This is a genomic window from Gardnerella sp. DNF01159, assembly GCF_049244215.1.
GTDB classification, from domain to species: Bacteria; Actinomycetota; Actinomycetes; order Actinomycetales; family Bifidobacteriaceae; genus Bifidobacterium; species Bifidobacterium swidsinskii.
This window is the reverse complement of the sequence record NZ_CP058387.1, coordinates 1,549,235-1,570,614: the sequence shown is the minus strand read 5'-3', so window position 1 is coordinate 1,570,614 and position 21,380 is coordinate 1,549,235. Positions and strand designations below refer to the sequence as shown.

The window sequence follows — 21,380 nt, the reverse complement described above, 5'->3', positions numbered from 1 at the left end:
TTTATAGATAATTTTTGTGCAATATTTGCTTATTCTTAATATTTCCTGAGCTTTTAACCACATTGCATGAATATTGTTGAAAACTCATTGCTGTATGCGTTTCAATAGGCGCATGAGTATGAATATGAGTGTAAGCAACAAATCAATTGGCGTTAAGCAGATTGATAAAAATTATAACAATGGCGAAGCTGTAGGCGCATTTAGAGATGTTAAACGTTATGTTTATCCTCCTCAAGTTGCAGATAAATCTATATACGAATCTGCGTCTAATGGTGTAAAAAGCACGCCTTGTATAGCTGACGATCATACTGTTATGACTCTTTTGCCTAAGAGTTCTCAAGATGTGGAGAGTTTTCAACACACTGAACGCTCACAAGATATTTCTATTAAGCATAAGTCTTGCATGTTTAATAATTCTGAAGAAGATAATCTTATTGCGCGTGATTCTTTAGATCCGTTGCCTAAAAATATTTTAGTTGGAATGTCTGCTGCAGATGGCATTGGGCTAAGCACTTCGCTATCTATTCTTTCGCGCTATATAAGTGAACAAGGTCATAGTGTTGCTCTTGTAGATGCTGATTTGACTCATGGTGGTTTAGACGTTCTGCTTGGTTTGGAATCAGATGAAGGCCGCAGGTTGCAAGAAGTTGATGCTTCTTTAGGTAAATGCGATGGCTATGTGTTACGCAATGAGCTATTGCATTGGGACAATGTGGATGTTTTAGCATTTTCTCCATGGCATGGTAAGTATCCTGAACCTTGGGTTTTAGAGGCTGCTATTAGAGGTTTAGCTGATGCTGTTGATGTAGTTATTGTAGATATAGGTTCTGGCGAGACTGCTATGAAGTCTTACCATAATATTCCGCAATTTATTGACAGTGCGACTCTTGCTGCTGTTGAGCTATCTGTGCTTGATTTAGCAAGGTTTAGAGCGTTGCTACAAAAATTAGATACTTTGTGTGATTCTGAAGTAAAGTTTAATAAATTTGCTGTTGTTGGATTGTCTCCTCGTGGTTTAACGCAAAAATCTTATGTTTTAAGTATCGATGAAGCTTCTGAATATCTATCAACTACATTTCTTGGTTCTTTGCAACACGATGCTCGCATGTACACCGACATTATAGGGGGATATGGTATTCGAAATGTGCCATCTTCAATGAAGGAAACCATGAAACGCATAAATAATTGGCTTATCGGAGATGTTATATCAAATACAAAAAATGCTGTAACTAAATATCGTCGTTCGCAATATCGTCGTTCGAAATACTCAAGAGGTAAATATGATCGTAAATAATATTCGTGATATCGATTTTGGAATTCTGCAGGAATTTGCCAATGATGTAAGAGTTACAGACATGGTTGTAAGTGAGTCCGGTCGTGTGTGGGTAGATTGTGGGCAAGGTCTCAAGGAACGCGCAACTCGAGTTCCGCTTAACAACCCTGCTTTGTTAAGAGAATATGCTGTATGGCTTTGTGCACAATTAGGCAAAAGACTGGATGATGCGTGTCCTATTGCTGATGCTTCAAGTACTTCTGGCATTCGCATACATGCTGTTTTAGCACCACTTGTATCTCAAGGAGCAGCATTGTCAATTCGTTTTCCTTCAGTTAATCGTTATGATCTTGTTTCTTTAAGCGATCAAGGCATGTTTCCAAAAGAATTGTCTTGTATTCTAAGCGTTTTAGTTAAAAAGCGAGCAAATATAATGATCACTGGAAGTACTGGATCTGGGAAAACCACACTTATGAAGGCTTTGTTGGCTGCTGCTGATTGCGAAGATCGTATTGTATCTGTTGAAGAAATTAGAGAGCTCGGCGAGTTGACACAAAATCATGTTTCGTTAAGTGCGCGAGAAGCTAATGTAGAAGGTGTAGGAGAAATTGGCTTATCTCAATTAGTAAAAGCAACATTAAGAATGCGCCCGGATCGCATTATTCTTGGTGAATGTCGTGGGGAAGAAATTGCTGATTTGTTGAGAGTGTTTACTTCCGGGCATAAGGGTGGAATGACAACTCTTCATGCAGATGAAATAGAAAAAGTTCCCGCTCGTCTTATGGCATTAGGGTTATTGGCTGGGTTGGAGCCTGCAGCTTTATGTGCTTTAGCTGCTGGAGCATTCGATGTTGTTATTCATGTAGAGAGATCCTCTAACGGGCGTCGAATGATCAAAGAACTCGGTATTTTGCAATACGCTTCTAGCGCTTCGTTGCTGTGTGGCATTCCAGTTTTGCAATTATCTTGTGGAATTGACGGCAGTATTGTCATGAAATTTTTGCCTGCATGGGTTAAGTTTTCAAATTATTGGAATCTTCCCGAAAATATGGCCAACATATGTGTTGACAGTTCAAATAATTAGTAGTCGATTGTGTTGCTTGGAGCGTAAAAATGGATATTGAAGAAGTTCTTGCTGGAATGATTGCTGCATTACGTTCTGGTTCTACTTTTGCAATGATTGTTCACAGTGACTCTAAGTCTCAACAATGTATTTGCAGTAGTGCAGTTAATACAAAAATTATTTATAAATGGCTTTATGAACGTTGTTTTCCAAAGAACCGCAATATGAATAAGAATCAACGTCGTCAGCTTGAAAAACATATGCATACTGTTTCTGAAAGTCTTATGGCTTCATATGAATTGAGTAATACTCTTGGTTGTGCTATGGCAGAATGTGTGGAAGCTACGGCAGCGTCATATCATGCTCAGAAGCGTGCAGAAGATTTACGTGCTGACGTAGCTGCAATGCCAAAAGCAACAATAAAACTACTTACTGCTCTACCTATTTTGGCTCTTTTTGCTGGTGAATTATTAGGTGGGCACCCTATTTTGATGTTAATTACAACAGTAAATGGATGGATTTTATTAACAATAGGTGGAATATGTTATGGATTGGGTTTGGCATGGGTTAGTTCTATGTTGCAAATATCTCAGCATGCAATGGATGCTGCCTCGCTGGAAGGATGATTTATGGAATCCACAAAGCAGCTTTTGTTTATCATCCCATTGTTTGTTGTAATTGTTTGGCAATGGGTGAGTTTGAAATTAGAGTGCGATTCATTAGATAATCGTATGCGTTTTAACAGTAAAATTATGCTAGTTAAATACGAATGGCGTAACTCCAAAGTTTCATATGTAGATCCTCTTCTTGGTTTACATATGATTATTGTTTCACTTCGTAGTGGTGTTGCTATTACTAGGGCTCTTAGTGCTGTTGGAGAAGTGTTTCCTTGTGGTCAAGGCATGTGGCTTTGCTCTGTTTCCAATGCTTTACTTGCAGGAGATACGTGGCATGAAGCATGGTCTTCTACTTATACTAAACAAGATAATTTTGAATTAGAAAATAAATCAAAATTTACTAATCGTAAAAACTTAGATTCTTCAGAAATATTAGCTAGATGGTTAATGACATCTTTAAAAGAATCATGGTGTTATGGTTCATCTCCAGTTCCTGTATTGTCTGCACTTGCTCAACATTATGAGATAAATATGGCCAATATTGCTAGACAAGAAAGTTCTAAGTTGTCTGTGCGATTGCTGCTTCCTGTTGGATTATGTTTTTTGCCGTCTTTTATATGCATAGGAATTTTGCCAACAGTTATGTCGCTTATGCGCTAGCTTTTTAAAAATAAATTTTTAGAAAAATAAATTAGCTTTTATCCACAATGCAATTTTTTTATTTTCATTCGCAAAACAAGTTGTAATAATATTTCTATCCGAAAATTTCGGATAGTTTGAAGTGAAAGGTACAAGATGATGGTTGGGATAATGCAAAAACTTGTTGCACGATACGCTGTGTCTATGCTTCAAGTAAATGAACAATTAGTGAATATTGAGTCACGTTTGTGTCAAAAAAGAAAACTGTACGCTGAAGGTCTTAAAAATAAGGATTCCGGAGCTGTAACAGCTGAGTATGCAGTAGTTATTATTGCTGCTACTGGTTTTGCTGCACTGCTAGTTGCTATTTTGAAATCAGATACGGTTCGCACAACGTTGACAGATTTAGTGAAAAAAGCATTGAAAATCGGCTAACGGCATGTTTTAGCAGATGAAATGAGCTTATGATGCGGAAAGTTATTGTGTGCAAAAGATTGTTGCGCAAAATTAGTGATTATGACAGAGGGACGGTAACTGCTGAATTTTCTATTGTTTTGCCTTGTGCATTAATACTGTTATTTGTATTAATTGGCATAGGTAGAGCAGTTGTATGTACTATGAATTGTCATGATGCTGCTGCGCAAGTTGCGTATTATCTTGTGACTCATAAGGACGATAAAGCTGCCGCAAGTATTGTGCAGTTGGTCGCAGGTCAAGGAGCGTCGGTGAAAATAAGTCGTAGCAATAATATGGCGAATATTGTTGTTAAATGTCCTCTTATTCCCGATCCTCTTCATATTTTGCCGCCTCTAGTGGAAAGTCATGTAAGCCAGGTTTTAGTATGAGTAGGCGCAAGAATTTTGTGAAGCATTCAATAAATTTCATTCATAAGCGATGTAAGGGCATTGACTGCGGTTCTGGCACTATGCTTGGCATTATGCTAGTGATCGCAGTCTGCTCAATAGTAGTGCTTTCTGCTATTTTATGTAATGTTCTCGGAGCTAAACATCAAGCTTATGCTGTTGCAACTTCTGCTGCTTTATCTGGTGCTTCTGCGTTGCAAAGGATGGAGGATAATGCGTGTGAGGTTGTTGCGCGTACTGTTGCTTCAAGCAATGCTTTTTTGAAATCTTGCAACTCTACTAGTAATGATGTAACTGTTCGTGTTTCTGTTGGGCTAAATATTCCATTTGCTTCTAACGTGGAAGTTTCTGCTAGAGCAGGACTAGAAGATTGCAATAAGTAGTAAGTAGCAAAAACGAATATAAATATCAGCAGTCGGGTGGCGGCTGCTGATAGTCTTAACTAAGATATATCGGGGAAATAGTTAGGTCGCGGTAGGTTAGGAAACATGGCACTTGCACTGTATCGTAGATATCGTCCTGACACGTTTGATGGTGTTATTGGGCAGGATCAGGTTACCATACCTTTGTCTAGAGCATTAGACCAAGGAAAAATAACGCATGCATATTTATTTTCTGGGCCGCGTGGATGCGGTAAAACAAGTTCTGCGCGAATTTTAGCTCGCTGCATTAATTGCGAAAAAGGACCAACTTCGCACCCATGTGGAGAGTGCCAAAGCTGTAAAGATTTAGCTACTGGCGGTGCCGGTTCTATCGACGTTGTAGAGATTGATGCTGCAAGCCATAACGGTGTCGATGATGCTAGAGAGTTGCGTGAGCGTGCTGGCTTCGCTCCTGCTCGTGACCGTTATAAGATTTTCATTCTCGATGAAGCTCATATGGTTACGCAGCAAGGTTTTAATGCTTTGCTTAAGATTGTAGAAGAGCCGCCTGAACATGTAATGTTTATTTTTGCTACCACTGAGCCGGATAAAGTTATTGGCACTATTCGCTCGCGTACACACCATTATCCTTTCAGACTTGTGCCTCCAGAGGTAATGTCTCCATATCTTGAAGATATTTGCAAAAAAGAAGGTATTCTGCCACAGCCGGGAGTTCTTCGCCTTGTCATGCGCGCTGGTGCAGGATCAATGCGAGATACGTTATCTGTGCTCGATCAGCTTATGGTGGGTGCTGTTGATGGTTCAATTTCTTTGGATTCTGCGGTTGCTTTATTAGGTTTTACGCCTAATTCATTGATTAGTGAATTCATTGACAATCTTATTAATCATGATGGTGCTTCGATATACGATGTAGTTCGTCGCGTTATTGTTGGAGGCTACGATACTCGTAAGTTTGTAGAAGATTTATTAGGTAGAGTTCGTGATTTGTTGCTTATGGTATCTGCAGGTCCTAAAGCGACTTCAAGCTTACTTAATGATGTTTCTCCAGAAGATTTGGAAATATTGAATAAGCAATCTGCAAGCATGACATTGCATGATTTAGCACGTATGGCTCAAACAATTAATGATGCTTTAAGTGCAATGGCTAGTGCAATTTCTCCTCGAATGAATTTGGAAATTTTAGTTGCTCGTTTGCTTGCAGACAGCGAAACTTCAAATACTGTTGCAACTAATTTGCGCATCAATAACGTGCAGCAACAAAATATTTCAACTTCTAAGCAGAATATTCAAAATAAAGTATCTTCTGGTGCTCATTTCGTAGGTTCTACAAGCAATAAAAAATATGTTTCTGCAAATAGTGAGAATAATAGTACTTCAAATTCTTCGCTACCTTCTGAAACTACGGCATCTCCTATTGCTAAAGCAGAAACGCAATCTGCTCCACGCACAAAAGAAATGGAATCTAAAAAAGCGTTTTTGAACGATGCACATAATGCTAATTCAAAGAATGATTCCATGGATACTGATGCAATGTGGGATAAAGTAGTTTCAAAATTGCCTGATGACGTACGTGAATATGTAACTCGTGAGTATGTTCCTACAGTGCAACTTACTCCAGCACAATCAGGTCGACAGCGTCTTATTTTGACTTTTAATGAGCCTATGAGTCAACATGCATTTGCGCTCGCAGTATGCACTACTTCTCCATATGATGGGCAAAAAGTGCCAAAAGTAGTAATGAATGAAGTGCATGAGATATTTGGAGCGCAAGTAATGATTGCTCCTGCACCAGTTGCTGCTAATGGTGAACAAGTAGAATCTGTTGCTCGAATGGATCCGCAAAAGCTTGCCAAAGTTAAGCGAGATATTTTATTACGCAAAACTGGCCTATCTGCTGGATTTAGTAATAAAACTGATTCTGATGGCAGCAGAATAAATAAAAATCCTACTAAAAAAGAATCTTCGGGTTTTAGTGGCGCTGATGGCTCCGCAGCATCAGTAGCTTCTGAAAATACTGCGGATGAGTTAAGTGATGTTGCGAATGCGGATGATGATGTTTGGGCAGATATGTCGTCTATGCCTATGTCGGATGTGATTGCAATGCCAGAAAACTCTTCTTCTGAAGAGTCTTCTTCTAAAGACTCTTCTATTGAAGATGAGCCTATGAATCATGATGACGAGATTACAATACAGAAGAGTTCGCATTCTCATAACCAATCTGAAGCTATTTCTGGTGTCTTGGATCAAGCTAAACTACACTCTCAAGTTCAGAATGCAACTAATACTTCAGAATTGTCTACTGAATCAATTCAGACTACTGTTTCTCCTACGAATGGAGCTACTGCTGACGAATGTTCGATGGATGATGCTTCATTAGAATCCGCAACGTCTGTAAGCACTGATGAGCTTAAACAAATTTTTGAAGTTAAATCTGTTGAAGAATTTGCTTCTACTGATCCTAAAAATCCTAAAAATGCGATTATGAGCGTTAAGAAAAAGCAAGAGGAGTAGTTTACAGTGCATAATTCATCGTCATATGATGGAGCAATTGGTCGCTTAATTGAAGCATTTTCAAAGCTTCCAGGGATTGGACCTAAAGGCGCTCAGCGTATTGCGTTTTACTTACTTTCTTCCTCGGATAAAGATGTTCAAGAGCTAATAGACGCAATTAATAACATGAAAGAAAGTGTGCGTTTTTGTGATGTATGCGGAAACGTATGTGAGCAGAGCCCTTGCATAGTATGCGCAGATCCTCGGCGTGATCATAGCAAAATTTGTGTAGTTGAAGAACCTAAAGACATTATGAGTATTGAGCGAACTCATGAATATTCAGGTGTTTATCATGTTCTTGGTGGTGCAATTAACCCAATGGCAAATGTTGGGCCTGGGGACTTAGCAATTACGCAATTACTTGAACGTCTTAAAGATGCAAAAGTTCAAGAAATTATTCTTGCGCTTGATCCTGATATAGAAGGTGAAGCGACTGTTACGTATTTGGCTCGATTGCTCGATCCTCTAGGAATTAAAGTTACTCGCTTGGCAAGTGGATTGCCTGTTGGTGGAGATTTAGAGTATGCGGATGAGATCACTTTAGGTCGTGCATTTTCTGGTCGTCAATCTGTGTAATTTTGAATATTGTTTTTATGAGCACAAATCATTATTAGTAAATAGGGCATAGTTGGTAGTCTGATATTGAAGCCATTATTTGGCATATCCTGTGCGTTTATCAATATTGACATGAGCAAGGGGTAAAAATTGTCGCTTATCGTACAGAAATACGGTGGTTCTTCTGTAGCGGATACGGATTCCATACAACGTGTTGCCAAACGCATTCTTTCTACAAAAGCAGCAGGCAATGATGTTGCTGTTGTAGTTTCAGCGATGGGAGATACGACTGACGATTTAATTGATCAAGCAATGAGTGTAAACACTCATCCTCCTGCTCGCGAAATGGATATGCTTATGACAGCAGGCGAACGAATTTCTATGAGTTTGCTTGCAATGGCTATTCATGCTCAAGGATCTCATGCTTATTCTTTTACTGGTTCTCAAGCTGGATTTATGACAGATACTCAGTTTGGAGCTGCGCATATTCGTGCGGTTAAGCCTGATCGTGTCAGAAGAGCTCTTAGCAAAGGCAGTGTTGCAATTGTTGCCGGGTTCCAAGGAATTAACGAAGTTGGAGATGACACGACTCTCGGTAGAGGCGGTTCGGATACTTCCGCTGTAGCGCTTGCGGTTGCTTTAGGTGCTGATGTATGTGAGATTTACACGGATGTAGATGGAGTATTTACTGCGGATCCACGTATTGTGCCAACTGCAAAACGTATTCCTGTAATTGATTATGATTCAATGCTTGAAATGTCATCTTGCGGCTCGCGCGTGCTTGCGTTGCGTTGTGTTGAGTACGCTCAGCGTTTTGGTATGCCTCTTCATGTTAGAAGTTCATTCTCACATAGGAACGGAACGCTTATAGTTCCAAATAATATTAATCCGAACGATTTGCCTAATCTGAGTTAGGAAATACAAAACTAAATATTAATAGATAATGTCAAATAATCTTCGAGCTTAAAGGCGGTAACAATGGTAAACCACGATATTCTTTCGACTATGGGCGATTTATTTCCTGATTTAGGTCCGGAAACTCCTGTTATCTCTGGCGTTGCTCATGATCGCAGTGAGGCAATGATTACGGTTCGCGGTATTCCAGATATTCCTGGTATGGCTGCGAAAGTATTTACAACTCTTGCAAAAGCAAATGTAAATATTGACATGATTGCGCAAGCAAGTGCTTCTACTGGTACAGCAGATATTTCTATTACTGCTCCAGGAGCATCAATGGAAGCAGTGCGTAAAGTTCTAGAAGAAGCGCATGATGAATTGAAATTTACTTCTATGGATGTCGTTCCAGTAGTAGGAAAAGTAGCTGTTGTTGGCGTTGGTATGAAAACACATTCAGGTCTAGCTGCTACCTTCTTCACTGCGCTAAGTGAACATGGTATAAATACTTTGATGATTTCTACTTCGGAAATTCGTATTGCTGCCATGGTTCCTGTTGAACAAATTGATGAAGCTGTTCGCGCTTTGCATACTGCTTACGGTTTGGACGCAAGTCAGGTTGAAGCAGTAGTGTACGGCGGAAGCGGGCGCTGAAGCAATTTAAATTATTAAATTAATAAATTAACTAAATTATTTAAATTGTAGAATTGTAAAAACTGTAGAAATTATACGTACTTACTTTTAAGGGAGTCTCGATGACAATTATCAACGAAAAAGGCGTGAACGTGGCAGTACTTGGCGCAACTGGCCAAGTTGGTATGGTAATGCGTCGAGTGCTTGACGAGCGTGATTTCCCAATAAAAGATTTACGTTTTATGGCTTCTGCTCATTCTGCTGGCACAGTTTTGCAATATCGTGGCAAAGACGTAGTTGTAGAAGATGTAGAAAAAGCAGATTTGCACGGAATTGATATAGCTATTTTTTCTGCAGGCGGCGGAACTTCAAAAATTTGGGCTCCGGAATTCGCTGAAGCTGGCGCAATTGTAGTAGATAATTCTTCGCAATGGCGTATGCATAACGATGTGCCTTTGGTAGTTGCGGAAGTAAATCCTGAAGATTTAGATACTATTCCAAGAGGAATAGTAGCAAATCCAAATTGCACAACTATGGCTTGCATGCCTGTATTAAAGCCGCTTGCTGATGCTTTTGGATTAAAACGTTTAATAGTTTCGTCTTATCAAGCTGTTTCTGGTGCCGGTCGAGCCGGTGCTTTGCAACTCATGAATGAGGCTCAAGCTGCATTAAACCAAGGAGCAGATAAACTCGTTTTCGACGGTAGTGCAATAGATTTCCCTGAGCCTACAAAAGTTGCTCGTACTATTGCTTTTAATGTAGTGCCTTTTATTGGTTCAATAGTTGATGACGGATCTGAAGAAACTGACGAAGAACAAAAATTGCGCAATGAAAGCCGTAAGATTTTGCATTTGCCAAATCTTGCAGCCTCATGTACTTGTGTGCGAGTAGGTGTTTTCACTGGTCACGGCATGAGTGTAAACGCTGAGTTTGAGCATGATGTAACTCCAGACATGGCTCGCGAAGTATTGAGCAATGCTGAAGGAGTTGAACTTAACGATATTCCTACTCCTCAGCTAGCAGCCGGAAAATCTGCAAGTTATGTTGGCAGAATTAGGAAAGATCAAGCAGTAGATGGAAATAAGGGATTGGCACTTTTTATCACTAACGATAATTTGCGAAAAGGTGCTGCATTAAATGCTGTGCAATTGGCGGAAATTATTGCTAAAAAGCGTAATTTCCTAAACTAATTATGGTTATATTGCGCTCGCGATTATGTAAGATTTTGCGTAAACTGGAATTATGTCAATAGCATCTGAAGAAATACAGCAGCAACTCGATCGTATAGTGGCACTTGGGTATCCAGATGTGGCTGATATGAGTGCCAATGCTTTTCGTAAGTTGGCAAATCCTATATTATGTGCGCTTGAAAATAGTAGTTTAGGTGCGAATATTTTATTGATTCCTACGCGTGAATTAGTTTCGCCTGAATCGTTGATTTCTCGGACGAGTATTAATCGCATGGCTGGATTCACTACTATGCCTCCGCGAGATATCATAAGTTTTCTTCCTAAAGACGGGTATGAGTTTCCTGAAGGTCCGTTCTATATAGTTGTCGATCCGCATACTGGCTCATCGTATTTGAATCGAGAGCCTGATGTTGCTCGTAAGCTTATTGATTCTGATGAGCGTTTGCCTCTTACGCTGGAAGAAGGGCTTGCTATTGCAACACAACATCCAGATTGGCTTGAAAGCAAGAATGGATTTAATTTGCTTGGTTCGCAAAGCGCAGATGGGCGTGTGCCAAGTATATGGATGAGTCAATGTGCTCCGCGTTTAGGTGCTGTCTGGCCAAATTCTCGTCATACTTGGCTTGGTAATGCGTATTGCATGGAAAGATGTGGAGTGTCATCGCTGAAGTAAGTTAGCGAATTTTGCGCTCATTTAGTAAAATAGTACGAAATATAACGGTAGATAATACAAATAAATAGAAGTTGAATTTTTATAGTTTCTCATATTGTGAAGGTGTGTTGTGGCATATATAACTTTTGATCATGTAGTGAAAGAATACCCATCAGGTTCTGGTGCTGTGCGAGCTTTAGATGATGCCAGTTTTACTGCACAGAGCGGTGAGCTTACAGTAATTTTAGGTGCATCTGGCGCGGGAAAAACTACAGCATTAAATATTTTGGGTGGTATGGATACTGCAACAAGCGGTCGTGTTGTTGTTGGCGATTGCGATGTTACTAAGCTAAAAGGTCGTAATTTGGTTCGCTACCGCAGAGAAGACATTGGTTTTGTTTTTCAATTTTATAATTTAGTTCCAAATTTAACTGCTCTTGAAAATGTAGAGTTAGCTTCGCAAATTTGTGCAGATCATTTTGACCCTGCTCAAACGCTTATTGATGTTGGCTTGAAAGAAAGGCTACATAATTTCCCAGCTCAACTTTCTGGCGGTGAGCAGCAACGCGTATCTATTGCGCGAGCTCTTGCTAAAAAACCTAAATTATTGTTATGTGACGAGCCTACTGGTGCCTTGGATTATGAAACAGGTAAGGCAGTATTGCAATTATTGCAAGATATTTGCCGAACTGAAGGCATGACAGTGCTGATTATTACTCATAATGCTGCCATTGCTCCGATGGCTCACAAAGTTGTTCGTTTCCGTTCTGGAAAAGTTGTAGACGAAACTGTGCAAGAACATCCTATGGCTATAGCCGATATTGAGTGGTGATTAGGTGGTTGTTATGCGGAAAGTAACAGCAGTTTCAAAGCAATCTGATAATAAAAACGCCAATAATGGCAGTGAAGGTAAGCGCACGCACTCATTGCTGCCAATAGTATTTATTAGCGCAATTAGAATGTGGGTTCGCGAATGGCGTCGCTTCTGTGTTCTTGCGGTTATTGCAATGCTTGGCGTTGCTGTTATGACTGGTATTTATGCAGGCTGCAACGACATGTTTCTCGCTACTAACGATATGTATGCGAAATTGCATGCTTATGATTTGCAAATCGTATCTACTCTTGGTTTAACTAAAGACGATGTTGCAGCATTACGCGCGTTGCCAAGTGTGAGTGAAGTTGAAGCAGAGCGTTCTTGGAAAGCAACAGCACACGCGACAGATGATGCAAAGTCTTCATACGCAATGAATTTCGTGCATTATGTAGAATCGCAAAAAAATCTTAATCGTTTGCATTTGCTTAAGGGCAATATGCCTAAAAATAATAGTGAAGCTGTTGTAACTCAGCGATTTTTACACGATAGTGGCTTGAGCATTGGCAATGTGATAGTAGTCAACATGCAGCAAAATGTGGACGTTGGAAATCTTGATTCTTCTAATTCAAAGTCTAAAACTTATCGTTTGCGCATAACTGGTAGCGTGCTAGATAGCAACGATTTAAACAATCCTGATGGCTATCAATCTAAAGCATTTCGTAACTCTGTGACGTCTAGATATCCAATATTTACTTCTGCTGCTCCTGATAACGTGACCGGCTTGCCGTATACAGCAATATCGGTACGTTTGAATGATACTCAACATGTCAATGTTTTTTCTAAAGATTATCGGGGCATTGTCGACGATGCATCTGAACAGATTCAAGAACGCGTGCAATCTAAGCGAGAAACAGCTCGACGTAATCAAATTATCGACAACCAAGTTAACTCAGAATTAAAAAACATTATTGCAAACGATTCTAGACTTCAGCGCGCTCCAAATTTTGTTAAAGAGCAAGCAAAAAAGCAAATTCGTAAACAAATTAAGTCAGAGATTCAAAAACGTGTTCCTCAAGCTCAATGGCATATATCTACTCGTATAGCTAACGATAGTTATGCTAGTTTGCGTTCTGACGTTGCTTCAATACAGTCACTTGGATACGCTTTCCCGGCAGTATTTCTTGTTGTAGCAATGATGATGAGTTTAACTGCTATGGCTCGTATGGTTGAAGAAGAGCGAGGGCTTATTGGCACATACTTAAGTTTGGGATACGGTCGTTCTACTGCAGTAACAAGACATGCTTTCTTCGCAATATTTGCGTGCTTTGTTGGCGGCGGAATTGGCGATATTATGGGTTTTCTTGCAATCCCTTCACTTTTACTAAAAATCTTGCGTGGTTTATACGCCGTTCCAGACGTTAGGTTGAAGTATGACTGGCTATATGGCTCTTTGTGTGTGCTAGCATTTGTGATTCCTGTTGCAATATGCACAATCGTTGTTAGTTGGCGAGAAACAAAGCAAGTTCCTGCAGCTTTGTTAAGACCAAAAGCCCCAAAAGCTGGTTCTCGCGTTCTTCTTGAAAGGTTGCCTTGGATTTGGAAGCGAATGAGTTTCTTAAATAAGGTTACTGTTCGCAATTTGGCGCGATTCAAAGGCAGATTGTGCATGACTATCGGTGGAGTTGCCGGTTGCACAGCGCTTATTGTTTGCGGTCTTGCTTTGAACGATACTGTTGCGACCTTGGGTATTCGCCAATACGAGGGAATTTATCGATACGATATGATTTCTATCTCGGCTCCAGGATCTTTCCAAAATATGAAGAAAAGCGTTGAGCAAGACAAGTCAAATAATAAAGTAGAAACTATACTTCCGGCTTATGTGGGCTCTGGAGAAATAGCTAAAAATCAATCAAATAAGTCGAATAGTCGTCATGTTGAGGATGCGGAAAGCGTGCAGTTGATTGTTGTAAAAGACACAAAAGCTTTGTCTCATCTTGTAAATTTGCAGGATGTGAACAATAATTTGCAAACTGTTAAACTTACGGATGAAGGTCCGTTGCTTTCTCAAAGCGCTGCTGCATCTCTGGACATTACTCGTGGTAGCGAAATTAATGTGACGAATACTAGTTTTAAACGTGCGAAGGTTAAAGTTAAAGCTATTGTTCGTAATCTTATCGGTTCTAATATTTACATGACTGAACATTGCTACGAACGCTTATTTAATGGAGAAAACAGTAAGCTTTTGAAACATAATGCGTTAATTTTGCGTTTGCGAGGTAGCGATAATAATAAAATTAAATATGCCGACAAGGTTTCTGAACGTGACGGTGTGCTTGCTGTTATGAATATTACGCGTATGAAGCATGCTTTTAGTTTTGATCTTATGAATGCTGTTGTTGCTTTAATCGTAACTTTGGCTGCTGGCTTAGCTTTAGCTGTGCTTTTTACTCTTGCAAGTACTAATATTTCGGAACGTACTCGCGAAATGGCTACGCTGAAAGTTCTTGGTTTTTATCGTAGAGAAGTTCATTCCTATGTGCATAAAGAAATGCTTACTTTAACTGTTATCGGCATTGCAGTTGGATTGCCATTAGGAAGGCTTATTGCAGGATTGTTGACTAGCGCGCTTCGTATGCCGTCTTTGTATTTTGAAGTTGAAGTAGCTCCTTTAAGCTATTGCATTGCTGGCGTTGCAACACTAATTTTTGCGTTAATTGTGCAATGGGCTACCAACCCAGCTTTGGATCGCATAGATCCAGTAAGCTCACTTAAAAGTGTGGAATAGTTGCGCGAATTGTGGAATGCGTAATGAATAGTTAAGGGTTCCTATAAAATTAGAAATTCGTGGCTATTAAGGAACGGAGTTGTAATAATGAGTGAGACTGTGAATAGTGACATTAATGTAGGTTCTAAACAAACAGAATCTGCAGAGACGCACAATAGCACATCTTCTCATAATCAATCTTCAAACCAATCTTCTTGCGTATCTGCGCAAGAAAATGCAAGTAGCAATGCAAACCAAATGGAGCGTAGTCTTACCAAGCGTCACGTGCAATTTATTGCTATTGGTGGCACTATTGGCACAGGCTTATTCCTTGGTTCCGGAAAATCTATTAGCTTAACAGGTCCTAGTATCGTATTCGTTTACATTATTGTGGGCTTGATTATGTTCCTGCTGATGCGTGGCATTGGCGAACTTATGTATAAGGATCCGAACCAGCATACTTTTATTAGTTTTATTACACGTTATCTTGGCAGAGGTTGGGGTAATTTTGCCGGATGGTCGTATTGGTTTGTGCTTGTACTTATTGGTATGAGCGAAATTACGGCAGTTAGTACGTATTGTGTCACATTCTTCCAAACTTTCGATATTGACGTAAGTCATTGGAAATGGCTGATAGAAGTAGTATTTTTAGCGGCTTTAGTGTGCATAAATTTGGTAGCTGTAAAGCTATTTGGGGAAACTGAGTTTTGGTTCTCAATGATTAAAATTACGCTAATTGTTGCTCTTATTGTCACAGCCGTAGTTATGGCTTTAATTGGTTACCATTACTCTGCAACTCCTTTGCATGGTGGTGTAATGAGTCCTGCTGGTCACGCTGGATTAGATAATATTTTCAACAATTTCTCGCTTATGCCAAATGGCTGGCTTTCCTTCTTAATGAGCTTCCAAATGGTGTTTTACGCGTACCAGCTTATTGAGTTTGTTGGTGTGACTGTTTCGGAAACTAAGAATCCTCGCCAGGTTTTGCCAAAGGCTGTTAACGAGATTATTGTACGCGTTCTGGTTTTCTATGTTGGTGCTCTCATAGCGATTATGCTTATTGTGCCGTGGCAACAGTTTAGGGCTACGAATGCGGAAGGCGTATTTATGTCACCATTCATTATGGTGTTCCAATACGCGGGATTGCATTGGGCTTCTGCGCTTGTGTTCTTTGTGGTTATTACAGCTGCTTCTTCTGCGCTTAATTCTTTGCTGTATTCTGCTGGTCGCCACATGTATCAAATCGCGCTTGAGTCACCTTCGCCTCTTTTGGGTAAGTTGCGTAAGGTTTCACGCACGAAGGTTCCTGCTCGCGCGATTTTGTTCTCGTCTGCTTTGATTCTTCTTTCACCAATTATTAATTCGATCCCTGGTATTCATGGTGCGTTTATTTTGTTTGCTTCGGCTTCTTCGGCAGTGATAATCATGATTTATATTTTGATTATGGTTACGCATCGTAAATACCGTGAATCTGCTGATTTTATGCCAGACGGCTTCGTTATGCCGCATTATAAGCTTTTGAATTCTCTTACTATAGCGTTCTTTGCTTTTGTGTATGTGACTTTGTTTATTAGCGACGATACGCGAGCTTCTGCAATTGGCGGACTAGTGTGGCTCGTATTGTTCGGCGGATACTGCGCCTTACATCAACATTGGCAGAATCGCGATTTAGCTGAAGCTTTGGGGAAGTAAGGTACTTCTTTACTTGATTTCTGTTATGCTTGCTGTGTGCGAATTATTGTTGCAGATTGCAGTGCAGAGTATACAGGTAGGTTAAATGCCACGCTTCCTTTAGCTAAGCGAGTGTTGCTTATTAAAGCAGATGGCAGCGTACTTATTTTTTCTGAGCTTGGTGCATATAAACCTCTTAATTGGATGGTAGCTCCTTGTAGTATGCGTGTTTTACGTAAAGAAGATAGCGGCGAATCCGATGCTGGCGTTGTTGTAGATGGCTGTATTTTGCGTGTTGCTGCCGCTAAAAGCGATGATTTGCTTATGGTTTCGCTCGAGCATGTTTATAGCGATAATACTTACGATTTGGGTGAGGATCCTGGCCTAATTAAAGATGGTGTTGAGGATCATTTGCAACGTTACTTGGCTGAGCAGATTGAACGAATCGGCGATGGTGCAACGTTGGTGCGCCGTGAGTATCCTACGGCTATCGGCCCAGTGGATATTATGGCTCAGGACGCGGATGGTGTACATGTCGCTATTGAGATTAAGCGGCATGGCGGTATCGACGGCGTTGAGCAACTTACGCGTTATTGTGAGTTGCTGAATAGAGATCCGTTACTTAAGCCGGTTAGAGGTATTTTTGCTGCGCAAACTATTAGTCCGCAAGCTCGCGTTTTGGCTGAGGATCGTGGATTTACTTGCTTAATATTGGATTACGATGAAATGCGTGGAGTCGAGTCCAACGATCTTCGTCTGTTCTAAATATGTGTTCTAAATATGTAAAAACCCCTCGGGAAGGAGGGGTTTATTATTTATGAATCGCTAGTTAATTTTGCAACAGTTTGCAAAATTACAAATCTCACGAAGCATAGAGAATATCGACTACAAAGTACAGCGTGGCATTTGCAGGAATAGTTACGTTTCCGCGCGCGTCCTTCTTTTCTTCTTTACCGTAGCCATCTTCTGGTGGGATTACCAAAAGAACTTGGGAGCCAACTTTCTTTCCAGTTAAGCCTTTAGTCCAACCAGGGATTACTCCTCCAGCAAGTTGGAAGTCTGCAGGTATGCCACGAAGCCAAGAAGAATCAAATTGATGCAATTTGCCGTCTTTATCAGTAGTCCAGCCAGTGTAATGAGCAGAAACTGTGTCTTTTGCAGTTACTTTTTTGCCGGTTCCTTCAATCAAAGTCTGAGAAACAAGCTTTCCGTCTGGAACGTAGTTATTTTTATCTAAGGTTGGTGCTCCAGATTTATCAAGAGTTACCTTCGGCAAATTTGCGGGAATATTCGTAACAGCCTTGCCCGTTGCTCTAGTTATAGCCTTTGATCGCGAAACCATTGTAAGAACCACAACATATGAAGGATTTTTATATCCTTCACTTACGCCAAAAGCAATAGTTGTATTAATTTTCTTGCCTTTAATCAAAGCGTAATATGGGCGGCTTGTAGAATTTTTATTAATGTAAATCGAGCAATCAACTTTGCCTTTTTCCCAAGTATTCATAAGCTCTTTGCCGGTTTTGGAGTCGAACACAATGCCCTGAGAGCATACGCGATCGCCTTCTTTAATTGTTTCTCCGTTGCCTCGTTGCAAAACAGCATAAGTATTTTGCTTTACTTTTACAGGCGTTTTCAGTGTTATTTTAGGCTTTTTCCCAAGTGCTCCAGATGCGCTTACGCCTTCCAGCAACTGCATTCCAGCTTTTTGAGCGTTCTCATCAGTTAAATTGTTTTTGTTGTTGGAACTTTCTCCGCATGAAGCGAGTACTACACACATTGCCACTGCACTAATAGTTGCAAAAGTGCGAAGCAAAAAGGATTTTTGTTCTAATGTTTTGATTTTTTTCATAGCCTCACATTACCGCTTGACACTGATTTTTACATCAAAACATGCAAGTAATATTAAAAGACTGTAGAATGGTATCGTTATGACAAATATAGAAGATGCTTCTGATATAGAAGGACGACCAATGCGACGACCAATGCGACGGCTCACTTTGCGCAGTAAAATCATGCGCGGCGTTGTAGCTCCATTTTTTGCTTTGCTTGCAGTATTAAGCGTTGTTCTTGGAGTTGCTAACGCAACATTTTGGAAGCCTAGCAACGTTGTTATTGCGTACGCTAACGTATCTGGAACTCGTTATATTGTCACTGATCCTGGTGTTTTGAATCTTGTAGATAACAGGGTTCGTATTAGTGTTGCTGCTTTGCATACGCGTAAGCCTATTTGTGTTGCTGTAGGTTTAACGAAAGACGTAAGAGGCTGGGTGGCAGGTTCTCCAGTACAAAGAATTACTGGTTTGCGTGATTGGAATAATCTTTCAGTTTCTGAAGTGTCTGGTAAAACCTCTGTGCAAGCGGGTGACTCTGTGGACATTAAGGATCCTGACGTAAAATTCCAAGAATCTAATTTATGGCCTATAGTTACATGCCAGCTTGGTTTAGCGAAATTGGCAATAAATACTGCAGATTATGTTCAATCTTCTGGTTCTGCGTCGTATGATCATGCTGTTGCAAGCGGCACAATGCCTAAATCGGGCACTCGCGCTAGTAAGTCAAATAGTCATGATGCGTCTTCTTCTTCACTGCGCTCGCAGGCTGCTAGACGTGTTTTGCTAATTGATTTGGGGGATAATGTGCCGGAAGCTTCCGTAGAATTGCGGTGGCGTCGTAATCAAATTCCAGATTTTGCAACGCCTTTATATTTTGTAGGAGTGCTTTTTGCAGTATTAGCTATACTTTCTGCAACTATTTTTGCAATGGCTCCGCATCGTCGTCGTAATAAGCAATTAATAGCTAGCCGTTCAGGAGTGTTGGCAGTAAAGTCTGCACAGCGTGACGAAGTCACCTTTGCTGAGGCGATTTCTGGAACCATGTCTGGTATTTTTGGTCACAAACGACACAAGAAGGATTCTGGAAGCCACGCAAGGCATGGAGATCATGCGCGTCGTCGCAAAGATTCAATGCAAAGCGGCGACTCAAATGGTATGCAAACTCGAATTGCGTCTGCTTCTACAGCGGTTGCATCTACTGATTCTTTGGCTGAAACTACTGTTATTGCGCAAGATGAAATGCTTGCGTTTGCTACGCGCTTTATGCAGCAACATGACGATAATTCTTATTTAGATGATTTAGACAATGCTGATGATGAATTTAATGATTTGCACAATCAGGATGCTGCGGCAAACGGAGAAGATTTAGCAAATGCGGAAGATATAGGAAATGCGAAATATTCTGGAAATTCAGCAGAATCAGCAAATTCAGAAAATAAGCAATATAAGCGGAATTCTCAGAATATTAAGACTCCGCGAAATAAGAAAAAATCTTACGCAAGCGCGTCGGATGGCAATAGTCTGAACGATTATAAGAATAAGCGTCAGCAGCAAAATAAGTATGCACAGCAGAATAACAAGAGGCGTAATCGTCAGAACGATAGAAATAATGCTAATAATTCTGAAAAGTTTGCAAAGAAACGTTTAGAAACGGTCAAGCCTTCAGATAGTAATAGCAAGATTTCACATGAATCTAGTAAGAAAAAGCTTAATGAGCACGAAAACTATCGCAACTCAGAATCAAACAAACGTCAAAATTCGTCTAAAAATAGCAACGATAAGCAATCTCGCATAAAACGAAATGGGTTTAGAGGAGACGGCGGTAACGGTCGCTACAGAAAAAATGGGAAAGGCTACCGCGGTAATTCTTCAAGTGAGCGAGGAAATGAGTAAAATGCGTAATAGTAATGTCGATATTCACCGAGTAAAAAGTAAAAATAGAGGCGTATTGCGCAACAACGTAGTCACATTAATAGCATGTGTTGTATCAACGGTTATGGTAACCGGATTATCTGCTTGCGATGGGCAGGTGCCGAAACCTGCTGAAGCGCGTAGTAATCAAGAGTTACCTAATGTGACTATGCTGCAAGAAAAAGATATCCGCTTGGGGTTGCTTCGCACTCTAGAAAAGGCAAACGACGAAAAAGATGTGGATTCATTATCTCAAGCAGTTTCTGGACCTGCTCTCGATATTCGTACGAGCGAGCTTACGATTGCAAACAAAACTGGAAACTTAGATCCTAAGGCCACTATTCCGCGTGAAGCCGCGCAAACTATTGTGCCAACTAATTCTGGTTGGCCAAGAGATTTAATGACTATTACAACTACTACTAAAGATCAGCAGTCAAAACGTTTGCTGGTTTTACGTCAACAGAGAGCGCGTTCGAATTATAAACTTTGGGCTGTTGCGCGCTTATTCCCTGGAGTGCATCTTCCTAAATTTGCTGTGCCAAGTATTGGTTCTTCAATGGGTAAATCTAACGATACTGGTTTGGTGATGACTCCAGATGAAGCGGTAGCTGCGTACGCTGACGTTTTACAAAATGGTGAAAACAGCAAGTACGCAAAGCATTTTGCTGACGATTATTTGCGTAAAAAGTTAGTTGAACTTTCTAAAGCAGTGCAAGCTGGAATGGAGCGAAATAAAGGCTCTCAAGAACAAGTCTTTACACCAAATCTCAAACAAATAAGCATTATGCGTTCAAGCGATGGAAGTGATTTGGTTGTTGCGCGCATAGATTCTGTGTGGACTCGTAAAGCTGGTGAAGGGCGTGAATCTCGTCCTGCTTCTGATGAAGAAAAAGCATTATTTGGCGACGGTAAAGCAAAAGGTACTATGCGAGTAACTTACGTAAATGTTATTGCTCTAGTAGTTCCTCCAGCTAGTTCTCATATGAAGATTATTCCTGTTGGTGCTGAGCGTCAGCCTATTAAGGTAGAAGCTTTATAAATTTTGTAAGTGCAATGTAGTGTGCTTGGAAAAG

General features: G+C 40.4%; 20 protein-coding genes. 19 read left to right on the top strand and 1 reads right to left on the bottom strand.

From position 1 onward, the window contains the following. The first annotated feature begins 118 nt into the window (after positions 1-118). From HXT39_RS06405 to nucS, 17 genes are all read left to right on the top strand, one after another. Positions 119-1,294, top strand: a complete 1,176-nt coding sequence (locus tag HXT39_RS06405) for an ATPase (RefSeq protein ID WP_102703308.1) — start codon at positions 119-121, stop codon at positions 1,292-1,294. Then, positions 1,281-2,357 (top strand): CpaF family protein, encoded by a 1,077-nt coding sequence (locus tag HXT39_RS06400; protein ID WP_004110032.1) that lies wholly within the window; start codon positions 1,281-1,283, stop codon positions 2,355-2,357. The genes HXT39_RS06405 and HXT39_RS06400 overlap by 14 nt, the downstream gene beginning before the upstream one ends. Before the next feature lie 29 nt (positions 2,358-2,386). After that, on the top strand, positions 2,387-2,962 hold the full coding sequence (locus HXT39_RS06395) for a type II secretion system F family protein (protein ID WP_004110029.1): 576 nt from the start codon (positions 2,387-2,389) through the stop codon (positions 2,960-2,962). 3 nt (positions 2,963-2,965) lie between these two features. Then, complete coding sequence (locus tag HXT39_RS06390) at positions 2,966-3,613, top strand: type II secretion system F family protein (protein ID WP_004110027.1); 648 nt, start codon at positions 2,966-2,968, stop codon at positions 3,611-3,613. A gap of 138 nt (positions 3,614-3,751) precedes the next feature. Continuing rightward, positions 3,752-4,027, top strand: coding sequence for a DUF4244 domain-containing protein (locus HXT39_RS06385; protein WP_033888546.1), 276 nt, complete (start codon positions 3,752-3,754; stop codon positions 4,025-4,027). Positions 4,028-4,056: 29 nt separating this feature from the next. Beyond that, positions 4,057-4,437 carry a TadE/TadG family type IV pilus assembly protein gene (locus HXT39_RS06380; protein ID WP_102703309.1) on the top strand — a complete coding sequence of 127 codons (381 nt, stop codon included), beginning with the start codon at positions 4,057-4,059 and terminating at the stop codon, positions 4,435-4,437. Then, on the top strand, positions 4,434-4,838 hold the full coding sequence (locus tag HXT39_RS06375; RefSeq protein WP_033888548.1) for an Rv3654c family TadE-like protein: 405 nt from the start codon (positions 4,434-4,436) through the stop codon (positions 4,836-4,838). Before HXT39_RS06380 ends, HXT39_RS06375 begins: the two co-directional genes overlap by 4 nt. 105 nt (positions 4,839-4,943) lie before the next feature. Continuing rightward, positions 4,944-7,349, top strand: a complete 2,406-nt coding sequence (locus tag HXT39_RS06370) for a DNA polymerase III subunit gamma and tau (RefSeq protein ID WP_102703310.1) — start codon at positions 4,944-4,946, stop codon at positions 7,347-7,349. A gap of 6 nt (positions 7,350-7,355) precedes the next feature. Further along, positions 7,356-7,964, top strand: a complete 609-nt coding sequence (gene recR, locus HXT39_RS06365; protein WP_004105782.1) for a recombination mediator RecR — start codon at positions 7,356-7,358, stop codon at positions 7,962-7,964. A gap of 129 nt (positions 7,965-8,093) precedes the next feature. Then, positions 8,094-8,858 (top strand): aspartate kinase, encoded by a 765-nt coding sequence (locus tag HXT39_RS06360; RefSeq protein WP_004109991.1) that lies wholly within the window; start codon positions 8,094-8,096, stop codon positions 8,856-8,858. Between the two features lie 63 nt (positions 8,859-8,921). After that, a complete protein-coding gene (locus tag HXT39_RS06355; RefSeq protein WP_004105778.1) occupies positions 8,922-9,491 on the top strand; it encodes an ACT domain-containing protein in 570 nt (189 codons plus the stop codon). Between the two features lie 101 nt (positions 9,492-9,592). Continuing rightward, a complete protein-coding gene (locus tag HXT39_RS06350; RefSeq protein ID WP_004109990.1) occupies positions 9,593-10,660 on the top strand; it encodes an aspartate-semialdehyde dehydrogenase in 1,068 nt (355 codons plus the stop codon). Between the two features lie 52 nt (positions 10,661-10,712). Continuing rightward, positions 10,713-11,333, top strand: coding sequence for a DUF5701 family protein (locus HXT39_RS06345; RefSeq protein ID WP_004109989.1), 621 nt, complete (start codon positions 10,713-10,715; stop codon positions 11,331-11,333). 109 nt (positions 11,334-11,442) lie between these two features. After that, positions 11,443-12,144 carry an ABC transporter ATP-binding protein gene (locus HXT39_RS06340; protein WP_004105770.1) on the top strand — a complete coding sequence of 234 codons (702 nt, stop codon included), beginning with the start codon at positions 11,443-11,445 and terminating at the stop codon, positions 12,142-12,144. A 13-nt stretch (positions 12,145-12,157) separates the two neighbouring features. Then, entirely contained in the window at positions 12,158-14,911 is a 2,754-nt protein-coding gene (locus tag HXT39_RS06335) for an ABC transporter permease (protein WP_103013766.1), read from the top strand. Between the two features lie 237 nt (positions 14,912-15,148). Next, the gene (locus tag HXT39_RS06330; RefSeq protein ID WP_100066729.1) at positions 15,149-16,582 is read left to right on the top strand and encodes an amino acid permease; all 1,434 of its coding nucleotides are present in this window, start codon (positions 15,149-15,151) and stop codon (positions 16,580-16,582) included. Between the two features lie 36 nt (positions 16,583-16,618). After that, a complete protein-coding gene (gene nucS, locus HXT39_RS06325) occupies positions 16,619-17,326 on the top strand; it encodes an endonuclease NucS (RefSeq protein WP_064621458.1) in 708 nt (235 codons plus the stop codon). A gap of 97 nt (positions 17,327-17,423) precedes the next feature. Here the strand turns inward: nucS and HXT39_RS06320 are convergent, their stop codons facing one another. After that, a complete protein-coding gene (locus HXT39_RS06320; protein ID WP_103013767.1) occupies positions 17,424-18,413 on the bottom strand; it encodes an FKBP-type peptidyl-prolyl cis-trans isomerase in 990 nt (329 codons plus the stop codon). 79 nt (positions 18,414-18,492) lie between these two features. On the opposite strand from HXT39_RS06320, the gene HXT39_RS06315 reads away from it, so the two are divergent. Further along, positions 18,493-20,289, top strand: coding sequence for a hypothetical protein (locus HXT39_RS06315; RefSeq protein WP_064621457.1), 1,797 nt, complete (start codon positions 18,493-18,495; stop codon positions 20,287-20,289). Continuing rightward, positions 20,282-21,346 carry a hypothetical protein gene (locus tag HXT39_RS06310; protein ID WP_004109972.1) on the top strand — a complete coding sequence of 355 codons (1,065 nt, stop codon included), beginning with the start codon at positions 20,282-20,284 and terminating at the stop codon, positions 21,344-21,346. Before HXT39_RS06315 ends, HXT39_RS06310 begins: the two co-directional genes overlap by 8 nt. Positions 21,347-21,380 lie beyond the last annotated feature (34 nt).